The sequence below is a fragment of the Salmonella sp. SAL04162 genome, assembly GCF_046551535.1.
GTDB lineage: Bacteria > Pseudomonadota > Gammaproteobacteria > Enterobacterales > Enterobacteriaceae > Salmonella > Salmonella enterica.
Map to the genome: position 1 here is coordinate 1 of NZ_JBGDVX010000011.1, position 20,150 is coordinate 20,150.

Sequence of the window (20,150 nt, forward strand, 5' to 3'; positions counted from 1 at the left end):
GCCAGCCCGGTCAGCAGGCGCAGCAGGGTGGTTTTTCCGGCGCCGTTGCCGCCGGTGACCTGCACCCACTCCCCGGCCTCCACGGTGAACGACAGCCCACTGAACAGCGTCCTCTCGTCCCGCTCGCAGTACAGATCTCTGGCTTCAAGCATTCCCACTCATCAACGTCCTGTCAGAAACCTGGTTTAACATCACGCATATCCGGCAGTTTATGCGCGATCCCTTTGTGGCAATCGATACAGGTCTGTCCGTCTTTGACCGCCTGATCGTGCATTTTCGCCGCGACGCCTTTTTGCGCGGTCAGATCCATAAAATCGAAATTGTGGCAGTTACGGCATTCCTGCGAGTTGTTGTCTTTCATGCGCCGCCACTCATTTTGTGCCATTGTCAGGCGATGAGCTTCAAATTTCTGCGGTGTATCTATCAGCCCAAATACCTTCGCGTACAGCTCTTTACTGGCTTTGATCTTACGGATCATCTTCGGCCCCCACTCATGCGGCACATGGCAGTCAGGACAGGTGGCACGAACGCCGCTACGGTTGTTGTAGTGGACGGTTTCCATATACTCCTCATACACCGTGTTGCGCATTTCATGGCAGCTAATACAAAACTCTTCGGTGTTAGCCTTTTCCATTCCGGTATTGAAGCCGCCCCAGAAGATGATGCCGCCGATAAAACCGATTAACAGCAGCGTCCCCAACGCCAGGCGGCTGGGGCTGCGCCACCATCGCCAGACGCGCTTTATCCAGCCGGGTTTACGGTTAGAATTTTCCATAATGACCTCTTATTTCCCGTAACCTTGCGAGGGGGTAAAGGTATTGTCGATAATCGGCGCGGTATCAGACTGCGGTACGTGGCACTGCAGGCAGAAATAACGACGCGGCGCGACATTGCCCGACACTTTACCGTCGCTGTCCATAAAGTGCGTCGGGCTGATACGCGGCGCGCCCGTCGTACGATAACTTTCCACGCCGTGGCATTGCAGACAGCGGTTGGTATTGGTCGTCACCTGGTAGCCCTCGACGCTGTGCGGGATCATCGGCGGCTGGTTGACGTAATTTAGCGGCATACGTTCCTGCTCTTTCGGCATACGAATCGCCCCTTCCTGCGTCCCGGATACTTCCGGCGACTGGCTCAGATCCACTCCGTTTGCCGCCCAAACCGCACCACTTACCACCAGGGCAAGCGTGGCCATCCATTGACACAGCGCTTTCATCAGGTCATGGCTTTTCATTGTTTCGCTCCCGAACTCCATCGCATTTACACTTCATCCTTCGAGCTGCCTCTTTGTTGGCTGCGCTCGAAAATCCCAGTCACATCGTTATCTATGCTCCTGGGGATTTCCTCGCTTACCGCCGCGATGCATCCCGAATGATGTTGTGTATCGTTATTGTAAAAACATCCTCAGAACAGACATCCACACAGCGACCGCAGGTCATGCAGTCGCGGTGAGTGACCTGCGCCGGGCTTTGCTCATCCAGCACCGGCGCACGTAGCACATGCGGTTCCGGGCAAACATGAAAACAATCCATACAGCGATTACATTTCTCACGTTTTTTGGCCGTCACGGTCACTACGCCTTTACTGCCCAGCACGCCATACAGCGCGCCCATCGGGCAAATATGACCGCACCAACCGTGCTCAACGACTAATAAATCAAATAAAAACAAAGCAATAATCAGCAACACGCCGCTACTAAATCCCATAACCAGACTACGGCCTAACAGCGACACGGGATTAATCCATTCCCACAGCAGCGTGCCGGTCAACGCCGAACCGATTAACACCACCACCAGAAGGACGTACCGTATATGGCGTGGAATCGTCGCAGACTGGTTCAGGTCAAATTTCCTGCGCATCCAGTTAGCCAAATCGGTAACGGGGTTTAGCGGGCAAACCCAACTGCAAAATAATCGCTTTCCCGCCAGCGCATACAGCACAGTGATAATCACTGCTCCCGTCAGCGCCACGGTAGCGGGAAGATGTCCACTGGCGAGACTTTCCAGGGTAATCAGCGGATCGGTCAACGGGAGGGTATCGAACAGCAAACTACTGCTGTAGTTGCCATGCAAAACCCAAAAGCCCAGCCATGGGCCGCTGAGAAACATCCCCAGCACCATAAACTGGCTGATACGGCGTAACACCAGCCAACGGTGGCTACGCCACCAGCCTTTTTTCGCCCGCGCTTCTCGCCCAGCGTCGCGTTTACGATTTGCCATCTTTCCCCTCCAGCCAGCCGAAGCGGTAATGGTGTCCTAACTCCCCTTTCGCCAATGACAACGGCAACACTTTTATCGCTGGTTGCTCCAGTACGCAGACTTTTTCGCATTTGCCGCAGCCGGTACAGGCGTCGCTGTGTACGGTGGGCAGAAAGCGCGCATGTTTGCCGGTGCGCATGTTGCGATCCAGCTCCAGCGTGATGGCCTCATCGATTTTCGGGCATTCGCGGTAACAAACGTCGCAGCGCAGCCCCTGAAAGTTGAGGCAGTTTTCCTGATCCAGCAGCACCGCCAGCCCCATGCGCGAGTCATCAATGGAGGCGATATCTTTATTCAGCGCCCCGCTGGGGCAGACTTTGGCGCACGGAATGTCTTCACACATTTCGCAGGGGATGTCGCGAGCGACGAAATAGGGCGTACCTGCCGATAGCCCGGAGGCCAGCGTCGCCAGTTTTAGCGTGTCGTATGGACACGCCTGAACGCACTGCCCGCAGCGCACACAGGCGCTGGCGAAGACATTTTCATTCAGCGCGCCAGGCGGACGCAGCCGCACGCCCGTTGCGCGCGCGGTTTGCTGTTGCAAGCCCAGCGCCACGCCAACCGCCGCCAGCCCGCCCGCAGTGCGCACAACATCACGCAGGAAGCGGCGGCGGCCATTTTGGGGTTTCGCTGTACGGGACATAACGCGTTACACCTTCGCCAGTTTAACGGCGCACTTCTTGAAGTCCGTCTCTTTAGAGAGCGGGTCCGTCGCATCCAGCGTCAGGTTGTTCACTAGCTGAGCGGCATCGAAGAACGGCATATACACCAGTCCCTGCGGCGGACGGTTACGTCCACGCGTTTCGACAATCGAAATCACTTCGCCGCGGCGGGACGACACTTTAACCTTATCCCCACGACGCAGATCGCGCGCTTTCGCATCCAGCGGGTGAATAAAGACCACCGCTTCCGGGAAGGCGCGATGCAATTCAGGCACGCGGCGCGTCATACTGCCGGTATGCCAGTGTTCCAGCACGCGACCGGTGGAAAGCCACAGATCGTACTCGTTGTCCGGCGACTCCGCCGCGGGTTCAAATGGCAGCGCGAAGATCACCGCTTTGCCATCCGGTTTACCGTAGAATTTGTACCCTTCCCCCGCTTTTACATACGGGTCGTTGCCTTCGCTGTAACGCCATTGCGTCTCTTTGCCTTCGACGACCGGCCAGCGCAGACCGCGCGCGTTGTGGTAATCGTCGAACGGCGCCAGATCGTGCCCGTGGCCACGTCCAAACCAGGCGTATTCTTCAAACAACCCTTTTTGCAGATAGAAGCCCAGTTCACGAGACTCATCGTTTAACTGATCCTCTTTCAGCTCGCTCAGCGGGAATTTGCTGACCGCCGGCGTGGCGAACAGAACGTCATACAGCGTTTTACCGCGCAGCTCCGGCTTCTGGGCCAGCAACGCCTCCGGCCAGACCTCCTCGGTTTTAAAACGACGGGAGAACTGCACCAGTTGCCAGAGGTCGGATTTAGCTTCGCCCGGCGCTTTAATTTGCTGACGCCAGAACTGCGTGCGGCGTTCGGCGTTGCCGTAAGCGCCTTCTTTCTCAACCCACATGGCGGTCGGCAGGATCAGATCCGCAGACAGCGCGCTCACCGTCGGGTAAGGATCGGAGACAATGATAAAGTTACGCGGATCGCGCCAGCCCGGCATCCGATCTTCATTGATGTTCGGCCCGGCCTGCATATTGTTATTACACATTACCCAGTAGACGTTCAGCTTGCCGTCTTTCAACGCGCGATCCTGCGCCACCGCATGTAAACCCACTTTTGCCGGGATAGTGCCAGCAGGGATCTGCCAGTGTTTTTCGCAGATATCACGGTGTTTTTCGTTCGTCACGACCATGTCTGCGGGCAGACGGTGTGAGAAGGTTCCCACTTCACGCGCCGTACCGCAGGCGGAAGGCTGGCCGGTCAGCGAGAAAGGACCGCAGCCAGGCTGGGAGATTTTTCCGGTCAGCAGATGGAGGTTGTAAACCAGGTTATTCGCCCACACGCCGCGAGTATGCTGGTTAAAACCCATCGTCCAGTAAGAGATCACGCGCTTATTCGGATCGGCGTAGAGCTGCGCCAACTGTTCCAGTTGATCTTTCGGCACGCCGGTCATTTCAGCGGTCTTGTCCAGCGTATATTCCGCCACGAAGGCTTTATACTCGTCGAAGCTCATCGGCTCGGAAGCGTCGGAGCCCGGATTCTTCGCCGCTTTTTCCAGCGGGTGCGTCGGGCGTAAGCCGTAGCCGATATCCGTCGCCCCTTTACGCAGATTCACATGCTTTGTGAAGAAATCCTGATTTACCGCGTTGTTCTGAATAATGTAATTCGCGATATAGTTAAGAATCACCAGATCGCTTTGCGGGGTAAAGACAATACCGTTGTCCGCCAGTTCAAAGCTGCGGTGCTGGAAGGTGGAGAGGACAGCAACCTTCACGTTCGGGTCGGACAAACGGCGGTTAGTGATGCGCGACCATAAAATCGGGTGCATCTCCGCCATGTTGGAACCCCATAGCACAAACGCATCGGCCTGCTCAATATCGTCGTAGCAGCCCATCGGTTCATCCATGCCAAAGGTGCGCATAAAGCCCACCACCGCCGAGGCCATGCAGTGACGCGCGTTCGGGTCAATGTTGTTAGAGCGGAAACCAGCCTTGAACAGTTTCGCGGCGGCATAGCCTTCCCAGATGGTCCATTGACCCGATCCAAACATGCCGATCGCTTCTGGTCCTTTCTCTTTCAGAGAGGTTTTAAACTTCTCTTCCATCACATCGAAGGCCTGTTCCCAGCTCACCGGCGTAAACTCGCCGTCTTTGTGATAGCTGCCGTCTTTCATGCGCAGCATCGGCTGCGTCAGACGATCTTTACCGTACATGATTTTGGGCAGGAAGTAGCCTTTAATGCAGTTCAGACCACGGTTGACCGGCGCGTCGGGGTCGCCCTGGCAGGCGACCACACGGCCCTGCTGCGTGCCCACTAACACACCGCAACCCGTTCCGCAAAAACGGCACGGCGCTTTATCCCATTTGATGGCTTCCTGCTGCCCGACAACGGCGCGGGCGACGCCCGGCACGCTCAGACCGGCAGCCGCCGCAGCGGCCGCAACGGCGTTAGCTTTCATAAAGCTACGACGACTGAGTTTCATGGTGTTTCCTCACCTTGCTCATCCTGCTGGTGATAAACCAGCGACACCGCCAGTACGCCCTCGACATTGCGTACTGACTCAATTGTTTGCATCAGCGTTTCACTCTGATCTGCTTCCGCCACCACGATCAGTTGCCCGCTTTCAACGTCGCTTAACGCGACTTCGCAACCCGGCAACGTGTTCAACTGTGGGCCAATGGCGGCGATGTTCTGACTTTTGGCCTGCACGACCAGGCTACAGACCTGCCAGTTAGTGCGCATGGTGGTTCTCCGCTTTGATGGCTGACACGGGACAGATAGCCACACACGCCCCGCATCCGTTACAGGCCTGCGAGTCAAGCTGCGGCTGGTAAATGCCGGATAGCGTGGGACGAAAGGTAATGGCCATAGGTTCACAACTGTCCTGGCAACGATGGCATTCAACCGATTGCCTGGCGAGGCAGTTTTCCGTGAGTGTAAAAATCAGATCCCAGGCCCTGGTGTGGCGCGGAAGAAAAAGCGATTCAGTACAGGCCTGCGCGCAGGCATAACAAAAGCTGCACTCGCCCCGTTTGAAATCTACGCTCGGATATCCCCCCGTCCCTCGCTGCAGGATGTCGGCCTCACACGCCTGGATGCAGGCGTCGCAACGCAGACAATGTGCGAGAAAATAGGTTGTTTCTCTGGCCCACGGCGGAAGAATCCCATTGCTGGCGTTGCGCCAACTGCCGGTCAACATGCTTCGACGGGATAAATCAACCATGATATCGCCCTTCCATAACGACACGCTTCCATAGGGAGTGAATGCCAATAAAAACCGTACAATTTATGAGTAGTTATTTTTGTAAATAAGATATTTCAGGATGTGTAAGAGATGCATACCCCGATAGAGGTAAATGCTGTTGCCGGATCAAAAGAGTGCCGGGTAAAGACCCGTAAACGTGCTTTTTCTCACATTTCAATGAGTTATATAGCTATCTATATAACGAAAGCCACTAATAGCTGATAATTCCATTTACATTATCAATATCGGAATATTCCACTATATAAAAAGACGATATTTTATTAATAATCTTGAAAATATGAGTAAATACAGATTAATAGATAATATGAATGTGTTAATCTGTTGTCCGTGCATACCGAAAACAGCAGAAAGGAAATACTGTGAACAATCAAATGAAGATGTTTGTCCCTGCCGTCGTCTTCGCCGCCCTCGCCAGCGCCTCTGCCTGGGCTAACAATAGCGATACCGCCCAGCCGCTGGAGAAAATCGCCCCCTATCCGCAGGCGGAAAAAGGAATGAAGCGGCAAGTGATAACCCTTACCCCTCAGCAGGATGAATCTACCCTCAAAGTGGAACTGTTGATTGGCCAAACGCTGAATGTGGATTGTAACCAGCATCGCCTCGGCGGCACGCTGGAAACAAAAACGCTGGAAGGCTGGGGCTATGACTATTATGTCTTTGATAACGTCACCTCTCCGGTATCAACCATGATGGCCTGCCCTGAAGGTAAGAAAGAGCAAAAATTCGTCACCGCCTGGCTGAGTGAAGACGGGATGCTGCGCTACAACAGCAAGCTGCCGATCGTGGTGTATACCCCAGCGAATGTGGACGTGAAATACCGCATCTGGAAAGCGGACGCTAACGTACAGAACGCCGTCGCGCGATAATGTTACGCTGCCCGGTCACACTTACCGGGCATCTGAACACGCCGGCTCACGCAGCGCTCCGGGGTTCTTTTTAAAACACGTCTGGACACCCGCTCGCCCGATGCCTGGTGGCGACGCGTAGCATCTTATCAGGCCTACCCGCGTGCGGACGTAGGGTTGCCATCAGGTGGTTCATCCGGCGCCATAGTCCATTACGCAGTACGCGCAACCGCATCACGCGAGGCGGCGTCACGTTCGTCGCCGGTGAGTTCGGTTAGCTGTCCGTTACGCATTTCAAGCAGACGATCGGCGTGAATAAAATAGTGATCATCATGGCTGATGGCGAAAATGGTTTTGCCCATTTCCTGCATTAACGGCAACAGTACCTGATAAAATTCCCGGCGGAAATGCGGGTCCTGATCGGCGGCCCACTCATCCAGCAAAATAATATCGCGCTCTTCCGCCAGCGCCAGCAGCAGCGCAATGCGCTTTTTTTGCCCTTTCGACAGTTTAAGATTCAAAATGCGCCCGTCGTTTAGCTCCAGCTTGTGCGTCATTTTCAGGTGCTCAAGCCACTTTTCGACCAGAGTGGGATTGGCGGGTTTCCCCTGCGGCCCCAGCAGGCGGTCGAATAACCACACATCGGTGAACACCGCAGAAAACAGTTTGCGATAATCTTCCGGCTGTCCGGCGGCAATAGGTTGACCATCAAGTAAAATCGTTCCCGATTGCGGCTGGTATAAACCGGTCAATAACATGGCCAGCGTCGATTTCCCGCTACCGTTGCCGCCAATTAAAAACAGCAGTTCGCCGCGGCGAATCGTCAGGTTGATGGGCCCCACGGAAAACGCGTTATCCTGATAGTGGAAAACCACGTTGCGCAGCTCCAGCGTCTTCCAGTCGGGAAAGGCTTTCGGCTGCGGAAAATCAGGCTTATACGGGGCGAGCGCGAATTTATTCAGTTTATTAAACGCCACCTGGGCGGTCAGTAGCGTTGGCAACGCCCCCACCGCAGACAGTAGCGGCGTGCGCAGGAACAGCAACGTCAGTGAATAGGTCGCCGCGACGTTGGTATCCGCCCAGCCGAGACTATTCGCCATCCAGAAGACCAGGCCTATCGCCCCCAGCATCATGATATTCGACCAGTTGACGGCGCTCAGGTGAAAAGTATCGGCACGGATAATGTGATGACGGTACTCTTTGGCGTCCGGGGTATAGCATTGCTGAAAAATCTGCTCCGCACGCTCGCGGTTTAGCGTCAGCTCTTTGCGTCCTTCCAGCACCGTCTGATAGTCGTTGTACAGCTTATCTTCGGTCTCGCGCAGGGTCGCCATATGCTGGTAAACCCGCGCCACCAGCACAAATCCGCCCCAGATAGTGACCGCCATCCAGATAGCCGTAACCAACAGCATTTTTGTCGATAGCATCGCCAGATACGCCGCCGAGCCGACGGTGAGGATAATGCCCTGTACCAGCTCAGGCAGACGCACAAAGGCGATAGTAATATTGCGAATATCGCTGGTCAGACCGGCCAGTAAAGAGGCGCTGCCCAGTTGCTCAATACGTTCAACGTGCGTATCCAGAATGCGCTTGATAAATTCGCTGCGCAGGCGGTAAACGAAATGGTGTCCCAGAGTGGTAAGCGCCAGTTGGGAACCTAATGTGACAACCATTAGCAACAGGAGCAGACCGAGAAATTCCGGCAGCACCATGACGGTGGTGTCCACCGTTTCAATCAGGCGCTGATTGATAAACGCGATCAGGCCAATCCCCAGCGCCGCGCTGGCGAGGCTCAGCGCCATCACGCTAATAAATGGCCAGCGGTACTGCCGCCAGACAAGAATAAGAAGTTCCATGCATACAACCCGGACCGATAATAACAGCCCGCAGTTTAACTAACTCCACCTGCACAGCAATAATAATTCTTATTTTTATTCTTTTTCAGCCGCCTGACGGAAGGTGAGATTGTAACGAAATTCACCGGTCATGGGATGAAAGCCCGCTTTAAGCGACTGGATACCATGATAAAACAGCCGGGACTCGCCGCCCCAGACCACGATATCGCCATGCTCCAGTAAGATCCGCTGGAGCGGATCGCTGCGACGCAGGCCGCCAAACTGAAAAATCGCCGGCACCCCCAACGAAACTGAGACGATAGGCGCGCGCAGATCCGGCTCGTCTTTATCCTGATGCAGCGACAGTTTTGCGCCGGGCGCGTAGCGATTGATCAGGCAGGCGTCCGGTTGGAAGCTCGCATACCCTGCCGCGATTGCCGCCTGACGACATACGCTGGCAAACGATAACGGCAGCGCAGGCCAGGGTTTATCGGTCAACGGATCGCGCACGGCATAACAATAACCGTGACGATCGGTGGTCCACCCTAACGCGCCGCAGTTGGTCATCGCCACCGACATGGTGTAGCCGCCCGGCGTCACCATCTGACGAAACGGAGACTGACTGGCGACAAACCCGATATCGTCTAATAGCGACTGCGCCGCGCGAAACGCAAAGCGGCGCAACACCACCGCGCCAGGCGCCAGGGGCTCTTGCCAGGGCGCTTCATCAGCAAATAGATCCAGCATTGCTACTCCTCTTTTTGCGCTTCTCGCTTTAATAGCTGCGCTTTTCGACGCACGCCCCAACGATAACCGGAGAGCGCGCCATCACGACGCACGACCCGATGACACGGGATCACCATCGCCAGTTTATTCGCGCCGCACGCGCTGGCGACCGCGCGTACTGCCGTGGGTTTGCCGATAGTCGCGGCAAGCTGTTGATAGCTTACGGTTTCGCCGCAGGGAATTGCGCATAACGCCTGCCAGACCTGCTGTTGAAACGCGGTTCCCTGGATATCCAGCGGCAACGAGAGCAGCACATCGCGTGTGTTGATAGCCGCGACAACCTGCCGCACCCGTTGCTGAAAAAGCGCGTCAGCAGGTGCGTGGCGGGCCGCCGGGAACAGGGTGTGTAATTCAGCCAGTAGCGCGTCGTCGCTATCACCGGGGAGAATCGCGCAAATCCCCCGCTCGCTCTCCGCCACCAGGCACCGTCCGTAAACCCAGTCCGTCAGCGCATAGCGAACGGAGACATTATCGCCGCCTTTGCGAAACTGTTTTGCAGTCATGCCCAGCGTCTGGTCGGCATGACGGTAGTAGCCACTGCTATCCGGGAAGCCGGCACGGTAAATAGCCGCCGTGATCTGCTCTCCTTTCGCCAACGCCTCACGCAGCCGCCGGGCGCGCCACGCCTGCTGCCACCCTTTCGGCGTCATTCCGGTGCTCGCTTTAAACAGGCGGTGCAGATGAAACGGGCTCATCGCCACCGCCTGCGCCAGAGACGCCAGCGTTACCGGCGTCTCCTGCTCAAGTAAACGGCAGGCGCAGGCAATCTTATCCAACCGCCGTTGCTGCGCGCGCGCATTATCCGGCTGACAGCGCTTGCAGGGGCGAAAACCGGCGTCCAGCGCCTGCTGCGCGTTGGCAAAAAAGCGAACATTTTTACGTAACGCCCGCTTCGAGCGACAAGAAGGGCGGCAAAAAACGCCGGTGGTTCGCACCGCAAAAACGAAACGCCCATCCGCGCTGGCATCGCGCGCCTGCACCCGCAGCCAGCATTCATCATCGGTAAGTAACGCTTTTTTCATCATAGACTCCTTCATTAAGCATAGTGCTTGCTTACATGCAGTGTGTCCGTAAATCCGCCCACAAAAACCCGTAATCTTGCGTTTTAATTCTTATCGCTCACCAGGAACGTTTTGAACTGCGGCGACATCCAGGTTTTAAAGCCCTCACCTTCTTTCATGATCATAAAGACCGCCAGCCCTTCCCGCCGCACGACCTCTTGCGCCTTTTGCGTACCGAGCACCATCAGGCCGGTGTCCCAGCCGTCCGCTTCCAGCGCCGTTGGCGCGATGACCGTAACCGATACCAGGTTGTGTTCAATGGGGCGCCCCGTTTGCGGATCGATAACGTGCGATACGCGCTTGCCATCCAGCTCATAATAGTTACGGTAGCTGCCGGAGGTGCTGATGCCATGCCCGTTGATATCCACAATCGCCTGCACCGCGTTTTCCCGGTCGGTCGGCTTCTGAATCGCGACGCGCCACGGCAGCCCTTGCGCATTCATCCCGCGACTGCTTAATGCGCCGCCCACCGAGACCAGATAACGCGCAATGCCCTCCTGCTCCATCAGACGCGCCAGATGATCCGCCGCATAGCCTTCCCCGACCGTGGAGAGATCAACATAAAGATCCGGCAGATCTTTTTGCAAAAACTGATGCCCAGCCCTGTCGATAACCTGCAAATGTTGCAGGCCTGTTTTCGCTTTTGCCGCATCGATTTGTGCTGGTGTTGGGATATGCAGCGGCTGCCGATCCGGTCCAAACCCCCACAGATTGACCAGCGGGCCCACGGTGATATCCATCGCGCCATCCGTCTTCGCGCCAATACGCAGCGCCGAGGTCACGATATCCGCCATAGCTTCGCTGACCGGCCAGGGCGCAAGACTGCGTGAATGGTTAAAACGCATCAGCGCGGAGTCATTTTTATAGGTAGAAAGCAACCAATCATCAGCATCAAGCTGAGTCTGGATTTTAGTCTGTAGCTCTGCGGCGCGTTTCGCATCGATGCCAACCACGCTCACCCGCCAGATAGTCCCCATCGTCTTACCTTCCAGCACCTGAGCGGCAGGTGACGCTGTTGTCGTTTCGGGAGCCTCATCGCAGCCCATAAGTAAAAAAGCCGCCGCCAGACACACGGCCCGGCAAAAAGTCATTTTCATCGCTGTTTATCCTCATTCGAATGGACGCAAGCGTATATCAAAACGTCGTATTTGTACGCCGGAATAAGGCATGAAAAAAGGGCCCGCAGGCCCTTTAGCAACATCTTTTGCTGATTAGAACTGGTAAACCAGACCCAGCGCTACGATGTCGTCGGTGTTGATGCCCGCATCGCGGGTAAAGTCGTTTTTATCCAGCAGGTTGATTTTGTAATCAACATAGGTGGACATGTTTTTGTTGAAGTAGTAAGTCGCGCCGACATCAACGTATTTTACGATGTCCTGGTCGCCATAGCTGGTGCCGTAGCCGTTGCTGATGTCCTTACCTTTAGACTGCAGGTAAGCCACAGACGGACGCAGACCAAAGTCGAACTGGTACTGAGCAACCACTTCAAAGTTCTGCGCTTTGTTGGCAAAACCGTAAGAGTCGGACTTATTGTTGCCGTTAGAGGTACCAAAACGGGTTGCGTTATAGGTCTGAGAATACTGCGCTGCCAGATAGATGTTGTTCGCATCGTATTTCAGGCCGCCGGTGTAGACCGTAGCGCGATCACCGTTACCATACAGGCGAGCGTCAGCGGTGTTGTTCTGATCGGCAGTACGTTTAGACGTGGTGATAGCGCCACCGACAGAGAAGCCTTCGCCGATTGCATAAGTCAGCGATCCGCCGTAACCGTCGCCGTTCTGGTTCAGCAGGCTGCGACCGTTGGTGTTTTCACCGCTCACGCTGCCGTTTTTGCCCTGATACTGTAACGCGAAGTCCAGACCATCCACCAGGCCGAAGAAGTCGGTGTTACGGTAGGTAGCATAGCCGTTACCACGCTGCTGCATAAAGTTGTCAGCGCCGTAGGTGTCGCCGCCGAACTCCGGCAGAACGTCGGTCCAGGAGGTCACGTCATAGGTTACGCCGTAGTTACGACCATAATCGAAGGAACCTGCGTCAGCGAATTTCAGACCCGCAAACGCCACACGCGTCCAGGAGTCGTTGCTGCCTTCAGTCTGGTTGCCCTGAATCTGATATTCCCACTGGCCATAACCGGTCAGCTGATCGTTAACCTGCGTTTCGCCTTTGAAGCCGATACGCATGTAGGTCTGGTCGCCGTCGCTGCCTTTGTCGTCAGAGAAGTAGTGCAGGCCATCAACTTTACCAAACAGGTCTAATTTGTTGCCGTCTTTATTATAAATTTCAGCCGCATTCGCTGCGCCCGCCACCAGCAGAGCTGGTACCAGGAGGGACAGTACTTTAACTTTCATGTTATTAACCCTCTGTTATATGCCTTTATTGCTTTTTTATGCCACTGCTTACTGGTTAACCCTCATTAACCAGTCGGCAAGTCCATTCTCCGCAAAAATACAGAATAATCCAACACGAATATGATACTAAAACTTTTAAGATGTTACAGTTATCTACATAGATGTTTCAAAATATGAATTTTACGGAACTTTTTTAAAGCAAAAATCAAGTAAAAATAAGCACAAATCGACAAAATATATTCACGAGACTTTTAAAATCAATGGGTTAAATTGATGAAATTCATAGCACTGAATGATAAAACAGAATCTTCATTCGCAACTAAAATAGTGACCGCTATCATCATTAACTTTATTTATTACCGTCATTCACTTCTGAATGTCTGTTTACCCCTATTTCAACCGAATGCTTCGCATTCGGTTTTTTTTACCCTTTTTCAGACACACCCGGCAGATTTATGCTACCTGCCTAAAACTATCACGGTTATTCACTACCCCCCCTGCTCTACCGTTCGTAAGACATTAGCAAATAATTTCTTGATATTTAGTGCTAAACATTTATAAGTAGTCTTTATATTTGTACCGTTCTGCGAAGGTTGTACGCTTTTCCCGCCCCGCCAACGGAGCGCGTGTTAAGTTGCCCGGCATGACGTAAGAGTCTGGAAATTCATTCATTACCCTTTATACTGCCCTTCACCTTCAGCGTTGCTTTTACAGGTCGTAAACATAAATGAGTCAGTCTGACACAACGGTCTCTACCCGATTCTCCCTTCTACCGGGAAGCATTACCCGTTTCTTCTTATTGCTGATCATTGTGCTGCTGGTAACGATGGGCGTTATGGTACAGAGCGCCGTCAACGCCTGGTTGAAAGACAAAAGCTATCAAATTGTCGATATCACCCACGCTATTCATAAACGCGTGGATACCTGGCGGTATGTTACCTGGCAAATTTATGACAACATCGCCGCGACCACTACGCCATCGACAGGTGAAGGACTTCAGGAAACGCGTCTGAAGCAGGATGTGTATTATCTTGAAAAGCCGCGACGTAAAACTGAAGCGCTGATTTTCGGTTCCCATGACAGCGCCACGCTGGAAATGACGCAGCGTATGTCAACTTATCTGGATACGCTGTGGGGCGCGGAAAACGTGCCGTGGTCAATGTATTACCTCAACGGACAGGATAACAGCCTGATTCTTATCTCTACCCTACCGTTGAAAGATCTCTCTTCCGGCTTTAAAGAGTCCACTATTGGCAATATCGTCGATTCCCGCCGGGCAGAGATGTTGCAACAGGCGAATGCGCTGGATGAGCGCGAAAGTTTCTCCTCATTGCGAAAACTGGCCTGGCAAAACGGTCACTATTTTACGCTACGCACGACCTTCAATCAGCCAGGACATCTGGCGACCGTGGTGGCGTTTGATCTGCCCATTAATGATTTAATCCCGCCGGGAATGCCGCTGGACAGTTTTCGGATAGAGCCTGACGCAACCCAGGCGACGGGGCGAAGCAGTGAAAAGGAAGCGCCTGATAGCGTCACGATTAGCTTTAACGGTTCAAAAATAGAGATCTCCTCAGCGCTTAACTCTACCGGAATGCGCCTGATCTGGCAGGTACCGTTCGGTACGCTTTTGCTTGATACGTTGCAAAATATTTTGCTGCCTTTACTGCTGAACATCGGGCTGCTGGCGTTGGCGTTATTTGGCTACGCTACGTTCCGTCATCAGCCGGGACGGACGACGGAATCGACATCCGGCAACGCGGCGAATAACGAGCTTCGCGTCTTACGCGCTATTAATGAAGAGATCGTTTCTCTGCTGCCGCTGGGTCTGCTGGTCTACGATCAGGAAGGAAACCGCACCGTGATCAGCAATAAAATCGCCGATCATCTGTTGCCGCATCTTAACCTGCAAAATATTACCAGCATGGCGGAACAGCATCAGGGCGTGATTCAGGCGACAATTAATAACGAACTGTATGAGATCCGTCTGTTTCGCAGCCAGATCGCCCCCCGCACGCAGATCTTTATTATCCGCGATCAGGACCGGGAAGTGCTGGTGAATAAGAAGCTTAAACAGGCGCAGCGTTTGTATGAGAAGAATCAGCAGGGCCGCGCCGCCTTTATGCAAAATATCAGCAACACGCTTAAAGAGCCCGTACGCCAACTGGCGGTTAACGCCGCGGCAGTCACCACGCCGGAAAGCCTGAAACTGGCGGATCAGGCGGATGTATTGGTACGTATGATCGATGAAATCCAACTGGCGAATATGCTGGAAAATGACGCATGGAAGAGCGAAGCAACGCTGTTCTCCCTGCAGGATCTTATTGACGAAGTCGTGCCGGAAGTGCTGCCCGCCATTAAGCGTAAAGGGCTGCAACTGCTGATTAATAACCATCTTAGCGGCAACGATGAACGCTGGGGCGATCGCGACGCCCTGCGCCGGATTTTGCTGCTGTTGATTCAGTATGCCGTCACGACGACCGCTATGGGTAAAATTACGCTTGAAGTCGAGCAGGATGAATCTATCGCGGAGCGTCTGACTTTCCGTATTCTGGATACGGGCGAAGGCGTAACGTTAAACGAGATTGATAATCTGCATTTCCCGTATATGAATGAAACGCAGGGCGACCGTTACGGCAAAGCAAATCCGCTCACCTTCTGGCTGTGCAATCAACTGGCGCGCAAACTGGGCGGTCATCTCAACATTAAAGCGCGGGAAACGCTGGGCACGCGCTATACCGTTCATGTCAAAATGCTTCCTCACGATCAGCATACCCAGGTCGAAGAGCGCCTGCTGGACGACGTGAGCGTGATGGTCGATGTGACGTCCAACGAGGTTCGCGCGATTGTGCTGCGTCAGTTAGAAAACTGGGGCGCCACCTGCATCACGCCGGATGAAAGGCAGATAAGTCAAGAATATGATCTCTTTTTAACGGATAATCCGTCTAATCTTACTGCCTCGGGCTTGCTTTTAAGCGATGATGAGTCAGGCGTGCGGAAAATTGGCCCGGGTCAGTTGCGCGTCAACTTTAATATGAGCAATGCTATGCAGGAAGCTGTACTACAACTTATCGAAGAGCAGCTGGCGCAGGAAGAGATTCCCGCCTCCCCGCTCGGCGGAGATGAAAATGCCGAGCTTCATGCCAGCGGCTATTATGCGCTATTTGTAGACACAGTACCGGATGATGTTAAGAGGTTGTATACTGAGGCGGCAACCAGCGATTTCGCTGCGCTGGCCCAAACGGCCCACCGCCTGAAAGGGGTGTTTGCCATGCTTAATCTGGTACCCGGCAAGCAGTTATGTGAAACGCTGGAACATCTGATTCGTGAGAAAGATGCTCCAGGTATAGAAAAATATATCAGCGACATTGACGCCTACGTCAAAAGCTTGCTGTAGCAAGGTAGCCCAATACATGAACAATATGAACGTAATTATTGCCGATGACCACCCGATTGTACTGTTCGGTATTCGCAAATCACTTGAACAAATCGAGTGGGTGAATGTTGTCGGCGAATTTGAAGATTCCACAGCATTGATCAACAACCTGCCGAAATTAGATGCGCATGTGTTGATCACTGACCTCTCCATGCCGGGAGATAAATACGGCGATGGGATCACCTTGATCAAGTACATCAAGCGTCATTTTCCGAGCCTGTCTATTATCGTTCTGACCATGAACAACAATCCGGCGATCCTGAGCGCCGTGTTGGATCTTGATATTGAAGGGATCGTACTCAAGCAGGGTGCGCCAACCGATCTGCCTAAGGCGCTGGCCGCGCTGCAAAAAGGCAAAAAATTCACCCCGGAAAGCGTTTCTCGTCTGCTGGAGAAAATCAGCGCAGGCGGTTACGGCGATAAGCGCCTGTCGCCAAAAGAGAGCGAAGTATTACGCCTGTTCGCCGAGGGTTTCCTGGTCACCGAAATCGCCAAGAAGCTCAACCGCAGCATTAAGACCATCAGCAGCCAGAAGAAATCGGCGATGATGAAACTGGGCGTAGAGAATGATATCGCGCTGCTCAACTATCTCTCTTCCGTCACCCTGAGTCCGACAGACAAAGAATAAATCGCTTTTATGTTACCCAGCCTGATGGCGCTACGCTTATCAGGCCTACCAGTCGACTCATCTTTTGCAGGCCGGATCAGGCGACGCCGCCATCCGGCATTTTTTATGTCCGCGTTTTACGTACCCGCTCGGCATACACCGCCAGCGTCTGTTTCAACACGTCCAGCGTCACAGGCTTCGACAAACAGCTGTCCATACCGGACTCCAGGCAACGTTGTTTCTCTTCCGCCAGCGCGTTCGCCGTCACGCCGACGACCGGCAGCGTCAGCCCAAGCTGACGGATACGCTGCGTCAGGCGATAGCCGTCCATGTTCGGCATGTTCACATCGCTCAGAACAATATCGATAGCATTTTTACTCAGCACATTCAGAGCGTCCACACCATCATTAGCTGTCTTACACTGATACCCCAGCGATCCCAATTGATCGGCCAGCAAGCGGCGATTGATAGGATGATCGTCAACGACCAGAATCATCATATCGTCATTTGAATCTGCGGTTTTATCCGTCGTCGGCAATGCGCTGGAAAGCGCTTCACTATCCAGCTCAATACTATAGATACGCGCCAACAGCGCGGGCAACTCATGCACCGACGCCACACTATGCACCCACTCGCCCGGCGCTCTTTCCAACGGAATCCCGATATGACGGCGGCAAAAGACGACCGCCGCCCTCCCCTGCCAGGTATGCTCCAGCGCGTCATCGACAATCAAAATATCGTCCGCGGCGGGTTCTTGCCCTTCATAACGCTGCGTATGAACGCCGCTACGCGCCAGACTGGTCTCAATAAACTGGCACAAAGAAGTATTGCGCACCGCCAGCCAACAGCAGGTTCCGGCGAGTCCTTCCACGCTCTTTTTCACAGGGTATTGCGCGCCATAAAGCGGGATGCGCAGCGTAAACTGGCTTCCCATGCCAGGCTCCGAATCGACGGAAATATCGCCGTCCATCATGCTGATCAATTTTTCGCAAATCGCCAGCCCCAGACCGGTCCCCTGAAAGTTACGCTGTACGCCGGTTCCCACCTGGAAGAAGGGATCGAACAGGCGAACCACCTCTTTTGCCGGAATACCGACGCCGGTATCCCGCACGCGAATGCTGAGATAATCCCCATCACAGCGCACATGCAGCACGATGCAGCCAATATCGGTAAACTTAATGGCGTTGCTCAACAGGTTTGAAATGACCTGCTGTAAACGCATCGGGTCGCCGTTCAGCGATACCGGCACGTCAGGCTCAATAAAACAATACAGGCCGAGCTGCTTACGCACCACCAGCGGCAGATAATTGGCGGTGATATGGTTCATCACCTCTCGCGGTGAAAATTCGCGCGGCTCAATCTTTAGCTGTTCCGACTCAATTTTCGAGAAGTCGAGAATGTCGCTGATAATTTTCAGCAACAGACTGGAGGAGTTATTCATCGCCGTGACCAGCCGATCCACGCCTTTTGGCAGCTCTTTGGTTTGCAGCAGATCGAGATTGCCGATGATACCGTACAGCGGTGTGCGCAATTCATGGCTGACCGTCGCAAGGAACATGGATTTAGACTGGCTTGCCTGTTCCGCCGCCTGCGCCATCTCCTGCAGCGACTCTTCCATTTTGACGCGCGTACTCACATCTACCAACACGCAAATCGCGACGTTTTCATTACGATAGCGGGAATGGACGAAGCTAATTTGCAAATTGGTATTATTGCTGGTCAATACATCAACAAAGTTGACCTGCTGGCCGCAAATGATTTGCGTCAGGCGCTGTCTGTCTTCATGCGTGAGCATGTTCAGGTAGGTGTGCGCCAGTTCGTTACTCAGAATATTGACGCCATCAATAGTGCGCAGAATACAGATCCCCACCGGCGCGGAGGCGACGATTTTACGGTTGAACTGTTCATGCTCTTCCAGACGCTGGGCATCGCTCTCCGCCGGAATAAAAATTCGCCGCTCATACATCCGCGCAAGCGTAAACAGCCCTGCGCCCACCAGCACGTTCAGCAGGATAGCGTTCAGGATAAGAATACGAATACGCTCCAGGACTAAATCTACAGGCACAGAATAGACAATACTGAGCGAGGATGGCGGCAGGCTTTTTTTGAGTACCAGTTCGCGAAAACCTGGCGTATAACCAAACCAGGAGCGCTCCTGCATCCAGCGCGGCTCCGCTTTAATAATGCCGTCAGGACCGGCCAACGAAATCAGCGAATGGCCGTTCTCATCAATAATGGTGACGCCCATCGGCAAACTGCCCGGCGTGAAAAAATTTTCCATGCGGATGGACTGCTCGACGCCCAGCAGCGCCTGCAGACGGTTGGCCAGATACACCGGCGTCAGCGCATAAAAGTAGCCCACGCCCTGACGCGCGCCCTGGCTTATCCAGAAAAGGTTATTCCCACTTTCTTCTTGCGGCGCGTTGCGGTATTTCATAATCCGCTCATGTAACGCTTTTAACGCATCATCGCGCTCCACGGGCATTTCACGCAGGCCGAAATTCGCCATACAGAGGTTATCGCTGCCAATCAGGAAAACGCGGTTAAGATCATACGCTGCTGAAAAGTTGTCGCGCCAGTAACGCATAAACCAGGCCAGCGACTCCAGCGATCCGCGCCATGCGGAGCCCATCGCCGCACAGTCTGAGTCGGCGAATAGCGGTTCAAAGTCCGGCACCACCATTTTGTCATCACGCGCACGCGACGACATGACGCCGTTTTCCGCCGTTAAACGGTTCTCGGCGATATATTTGAGCTCTTTCATCACATCCGACGTGCGCTGGATAAAACGCTGCGCCTGATCGGAGCTAAGGTTGAACTCCTGACGAATTTCAGACTCCCGCTGGTGCAGGGCATTGACGATGTAAAACACCGAAACAAAGGCGATTAAGAGCCAAATGAGTAACGCTAACGCTCTGAATAAGTAGCGCGAGACTTTCAGCGTAGTTCGAAAGGAAGCAAGGTATTTCAAAGGGGCGAAGCTCCGCCTCAGGATGTAAATAGAGTGTGACTAAGGTAGCGGTAAATGACGTAGCCCGCAACGGCAAAGAAAAAG

At 53.8% G+C, this 20,150-nt stretch carries 17 protein-coding genes; 3 read left to right on the top strand and 14 right to left on the bottom strand.

Annotated features, from left to right (window positions below):
• From ACLJRH_RS19355 to napF, 8 genes are all read right to left on the bottom strand, one after another.
• Positions 1-152: ATP-binding cassette domain-containing protein (locus tag ACLJRH_RS19355; protein ID WP_046346559.1), on the bottom strand; the 152-nt coding region annotated here is incomplete at its 3' end.
• Between the two features lie 20 nt (positions 153-172).
• Positions 173-775: a cytochrome c-type protein NapC gene (gene napC, locus ACLJRH_RS19360; protein WP_000431778.1), complete on the bottom strand. Its 603-nt coding sequence runs from the start codon at positions 773-775 to the stop codon at positions 173-175.
• Positions 776-784: 9 nt separating this feature from the next.
• Positions 785-1,234 carry a nitrate reductase cytochrome c-type subunit gene (gene napB / locus ACLJRH_RS19365; RefSeq protein WP_000835182.1) on the bottom strand — a complete coding sequence of 150 codons (450 nt, stop codon included), beginning with the start codon at positions 1,232-1,234 and terminating at the stop codon, positions 785-787.
• A gap of 115 nt (positions 1,235-1,349) precedes the next feature.
• Positions 1,350-2,219, bottom strand: coding sequence for a quinol dehydrogenase ferredoxin subunit NapH (napH, locus tag ACLJRH_RS19370; RefSeq protein ID WP_023136731.1), 870 nt, complete (start codon positions 2,217-2,219; stop codon positions 1,350-1,352).
• A complete protein-coding gene (gene napG, locus ACLJRH_RS19375) occupies positions 2,206-2,901 on the bottom strand; it encodes a ferredoxin-type protein NapG (RefSeq protein ID WP_000091679.1) in 696 nt (231 codons plus the stop codon). The genes napH and napG overlap by 14 nt, the downstream gene beginning before the upstream one ends.
• A gap of 6 nt (positions 2,902-2,907) precedes the next feature.
• A complete protein-coding gene (napA, locus tag ACLJRH_RS19380; RefSeq protein WP_000778097.1) occupies positions 2,908-5,394 on the bottom strand; it encodes a nitrate reductase catalytic subunit NapA in 2,487 nt (828 codons plus the stop codon).
• A complete protein-coding gene (napD, locus tag ACLJRH_RS19385) occupies positions 5,391-5,654 on the bottom strand; it encodes a chaperone NapD (RefSeq protein WP_001260056.1) in 264 nt (87 codons plus the stop codon). The genes napA and napD overlap by 4 nt, the downstream gene beginning before the upstream one ends.
• Entirely contained in the window at positions 5,644-6,135 is a 492-nt protein-coding gene (gene napF / locus ACLJRH_RS19390; RefSeq protein ID WP_000228072.1) for a ferredoxin-type protein NapF, read from the bottom strand. The genes napD and napF overlap by 11 nt, the downstream gene beginning before the upstream one ends.
• 413 nt (positions 6,136-6,548) lie before the next feature.
• Here napF and eco point away from each other — a divergent pair, with 413 nt between their 5' ends.
• On the top strand, positions 6,549-7,043 hold the full coding sequence (gene eco / locus ACLJRH_RS19395; RefSeq protein WP_023223167.1) for a serine protease inhibitor ecotin: 495 nt from the start codon (positions 6,549-6,551) through the stop codon (positions 7,041-7,043).
• 191 nt (positions 7,044-7,234) lie between these two features.
• Here eco and ACLJRH_RS19400 read toward each other — a convergent pair whose 3' ends face one another.
• The 5 genes from ACLJRH_RS19400 to ACLJRH_RS19420 all read right to left on the bottom strand — a co-directional run bounded on the left by ACLJRH_RS19400 (position 7,235) and on the right by ACLJRH_RS19420 (position 13,052).
• On the bottom strand, positions 7,235-8,878 hold the full coding sequence (locus ACLJRH_RS19400) for a multidrug ABC transporter permease/ATP-binding protein (protein ID WP_023136918.1): 1,644 nt from the start codon (positions 8,876-8,878) through the stop codon (positions 7,235-7,237).
• Between the two features lie 75 nt (positions 8,879-8,953).
• Entirely contained in the window at positions 8,954-9,604 is a 651-nt protein-coding gene (gene alkB / locus ACLJRH_RS19405; RefSeq protein WP_023223168.1) for a DNA oxidative demethylase AlkB, read from the bottom strand.
• 2 nt (positions 9,605-9,606) lie between these two features.
• Positions 9,607-10,668, bottom strand: a complete 1,062-nt coding sequence (ada, locus tag ACLJRH_RS19410; protein WP_031604504.1) for a bifunctional DNA-binding transcriptional regulator/O6-methylguanine-DNA methyltransferase Ada — start codon at positions 10,666-10,668, stop codon at positions 9,607-9,609.
• Between the two features lie 80 nt (positions 10,669-10,748).
• Positions 10,749-11,801, bottom strand: coding sequence for an FAD:protein FMN transferase ApbE (gene apbE / locus ACLJRH_RS19415; RefSeq protein ID WP_000784296.1), 1,053 nt, complete (start codon positions 11,799-11,801; stop codon positions 10,749-10,751).
• A gap of 114 nt (positions 11,802-11,915) precedes the next feature.
• On the bottom strand, positions 11,916-13,052 hold the full coding sequence (locus ACLJRH_RS19420) for a porin OmpC (RefSeq protein ID WP_023136791.1): 1,137 nt from the start codon (positions 13,050-13,052) through the stop codon (positions 11,916-11,918).
• 727 nt (positions 13,053-13,779) lie between these two features.
• Here ACLJRH_RS19420 and rcsD point away from each other — a divergent pair.
• Entirely contained in the window at positions 13,780-16,449 is a 2,670-nt protein-coding gene (rcsD, locus tag ACLJRH_RS19425; protein ID WP_000083205.1) for a phosphotransferase RcsD, read from the top strand.
• Positions 16,450-16,465: 16 nt separating this feature from the next.
• Positions 16,466-17,116, top strand: coding sequence for a response regulator transcription factor RcsB (rcsB, locus tag ACLJRH_RS19430; RefSeq protein WP_001061919.1), 651 nt, complete (start codon positions 16,466-16,468; stop codon positions 17,114-17,116).
• Positions 17,117-17,219: 103 nt separating this feature from the next.
• Here rcsB and rcsC read toward each other — a convergent pair whose 3' ends face one another.
• Complete coding sequence (gene rcsC, locus ACLJRH_RS19435) at positions 17,220-20,066, bottom strand: two-component system sensor histidine kinase RcsC (protein ID WP_023223171.1); 2,847 nt, start codon at positions 20,064-20,066, stop codon at positions 17,220-17,222.
• Between the last annotated feature and the right edge of the window lie 84 nt (positions 20,067-20,150).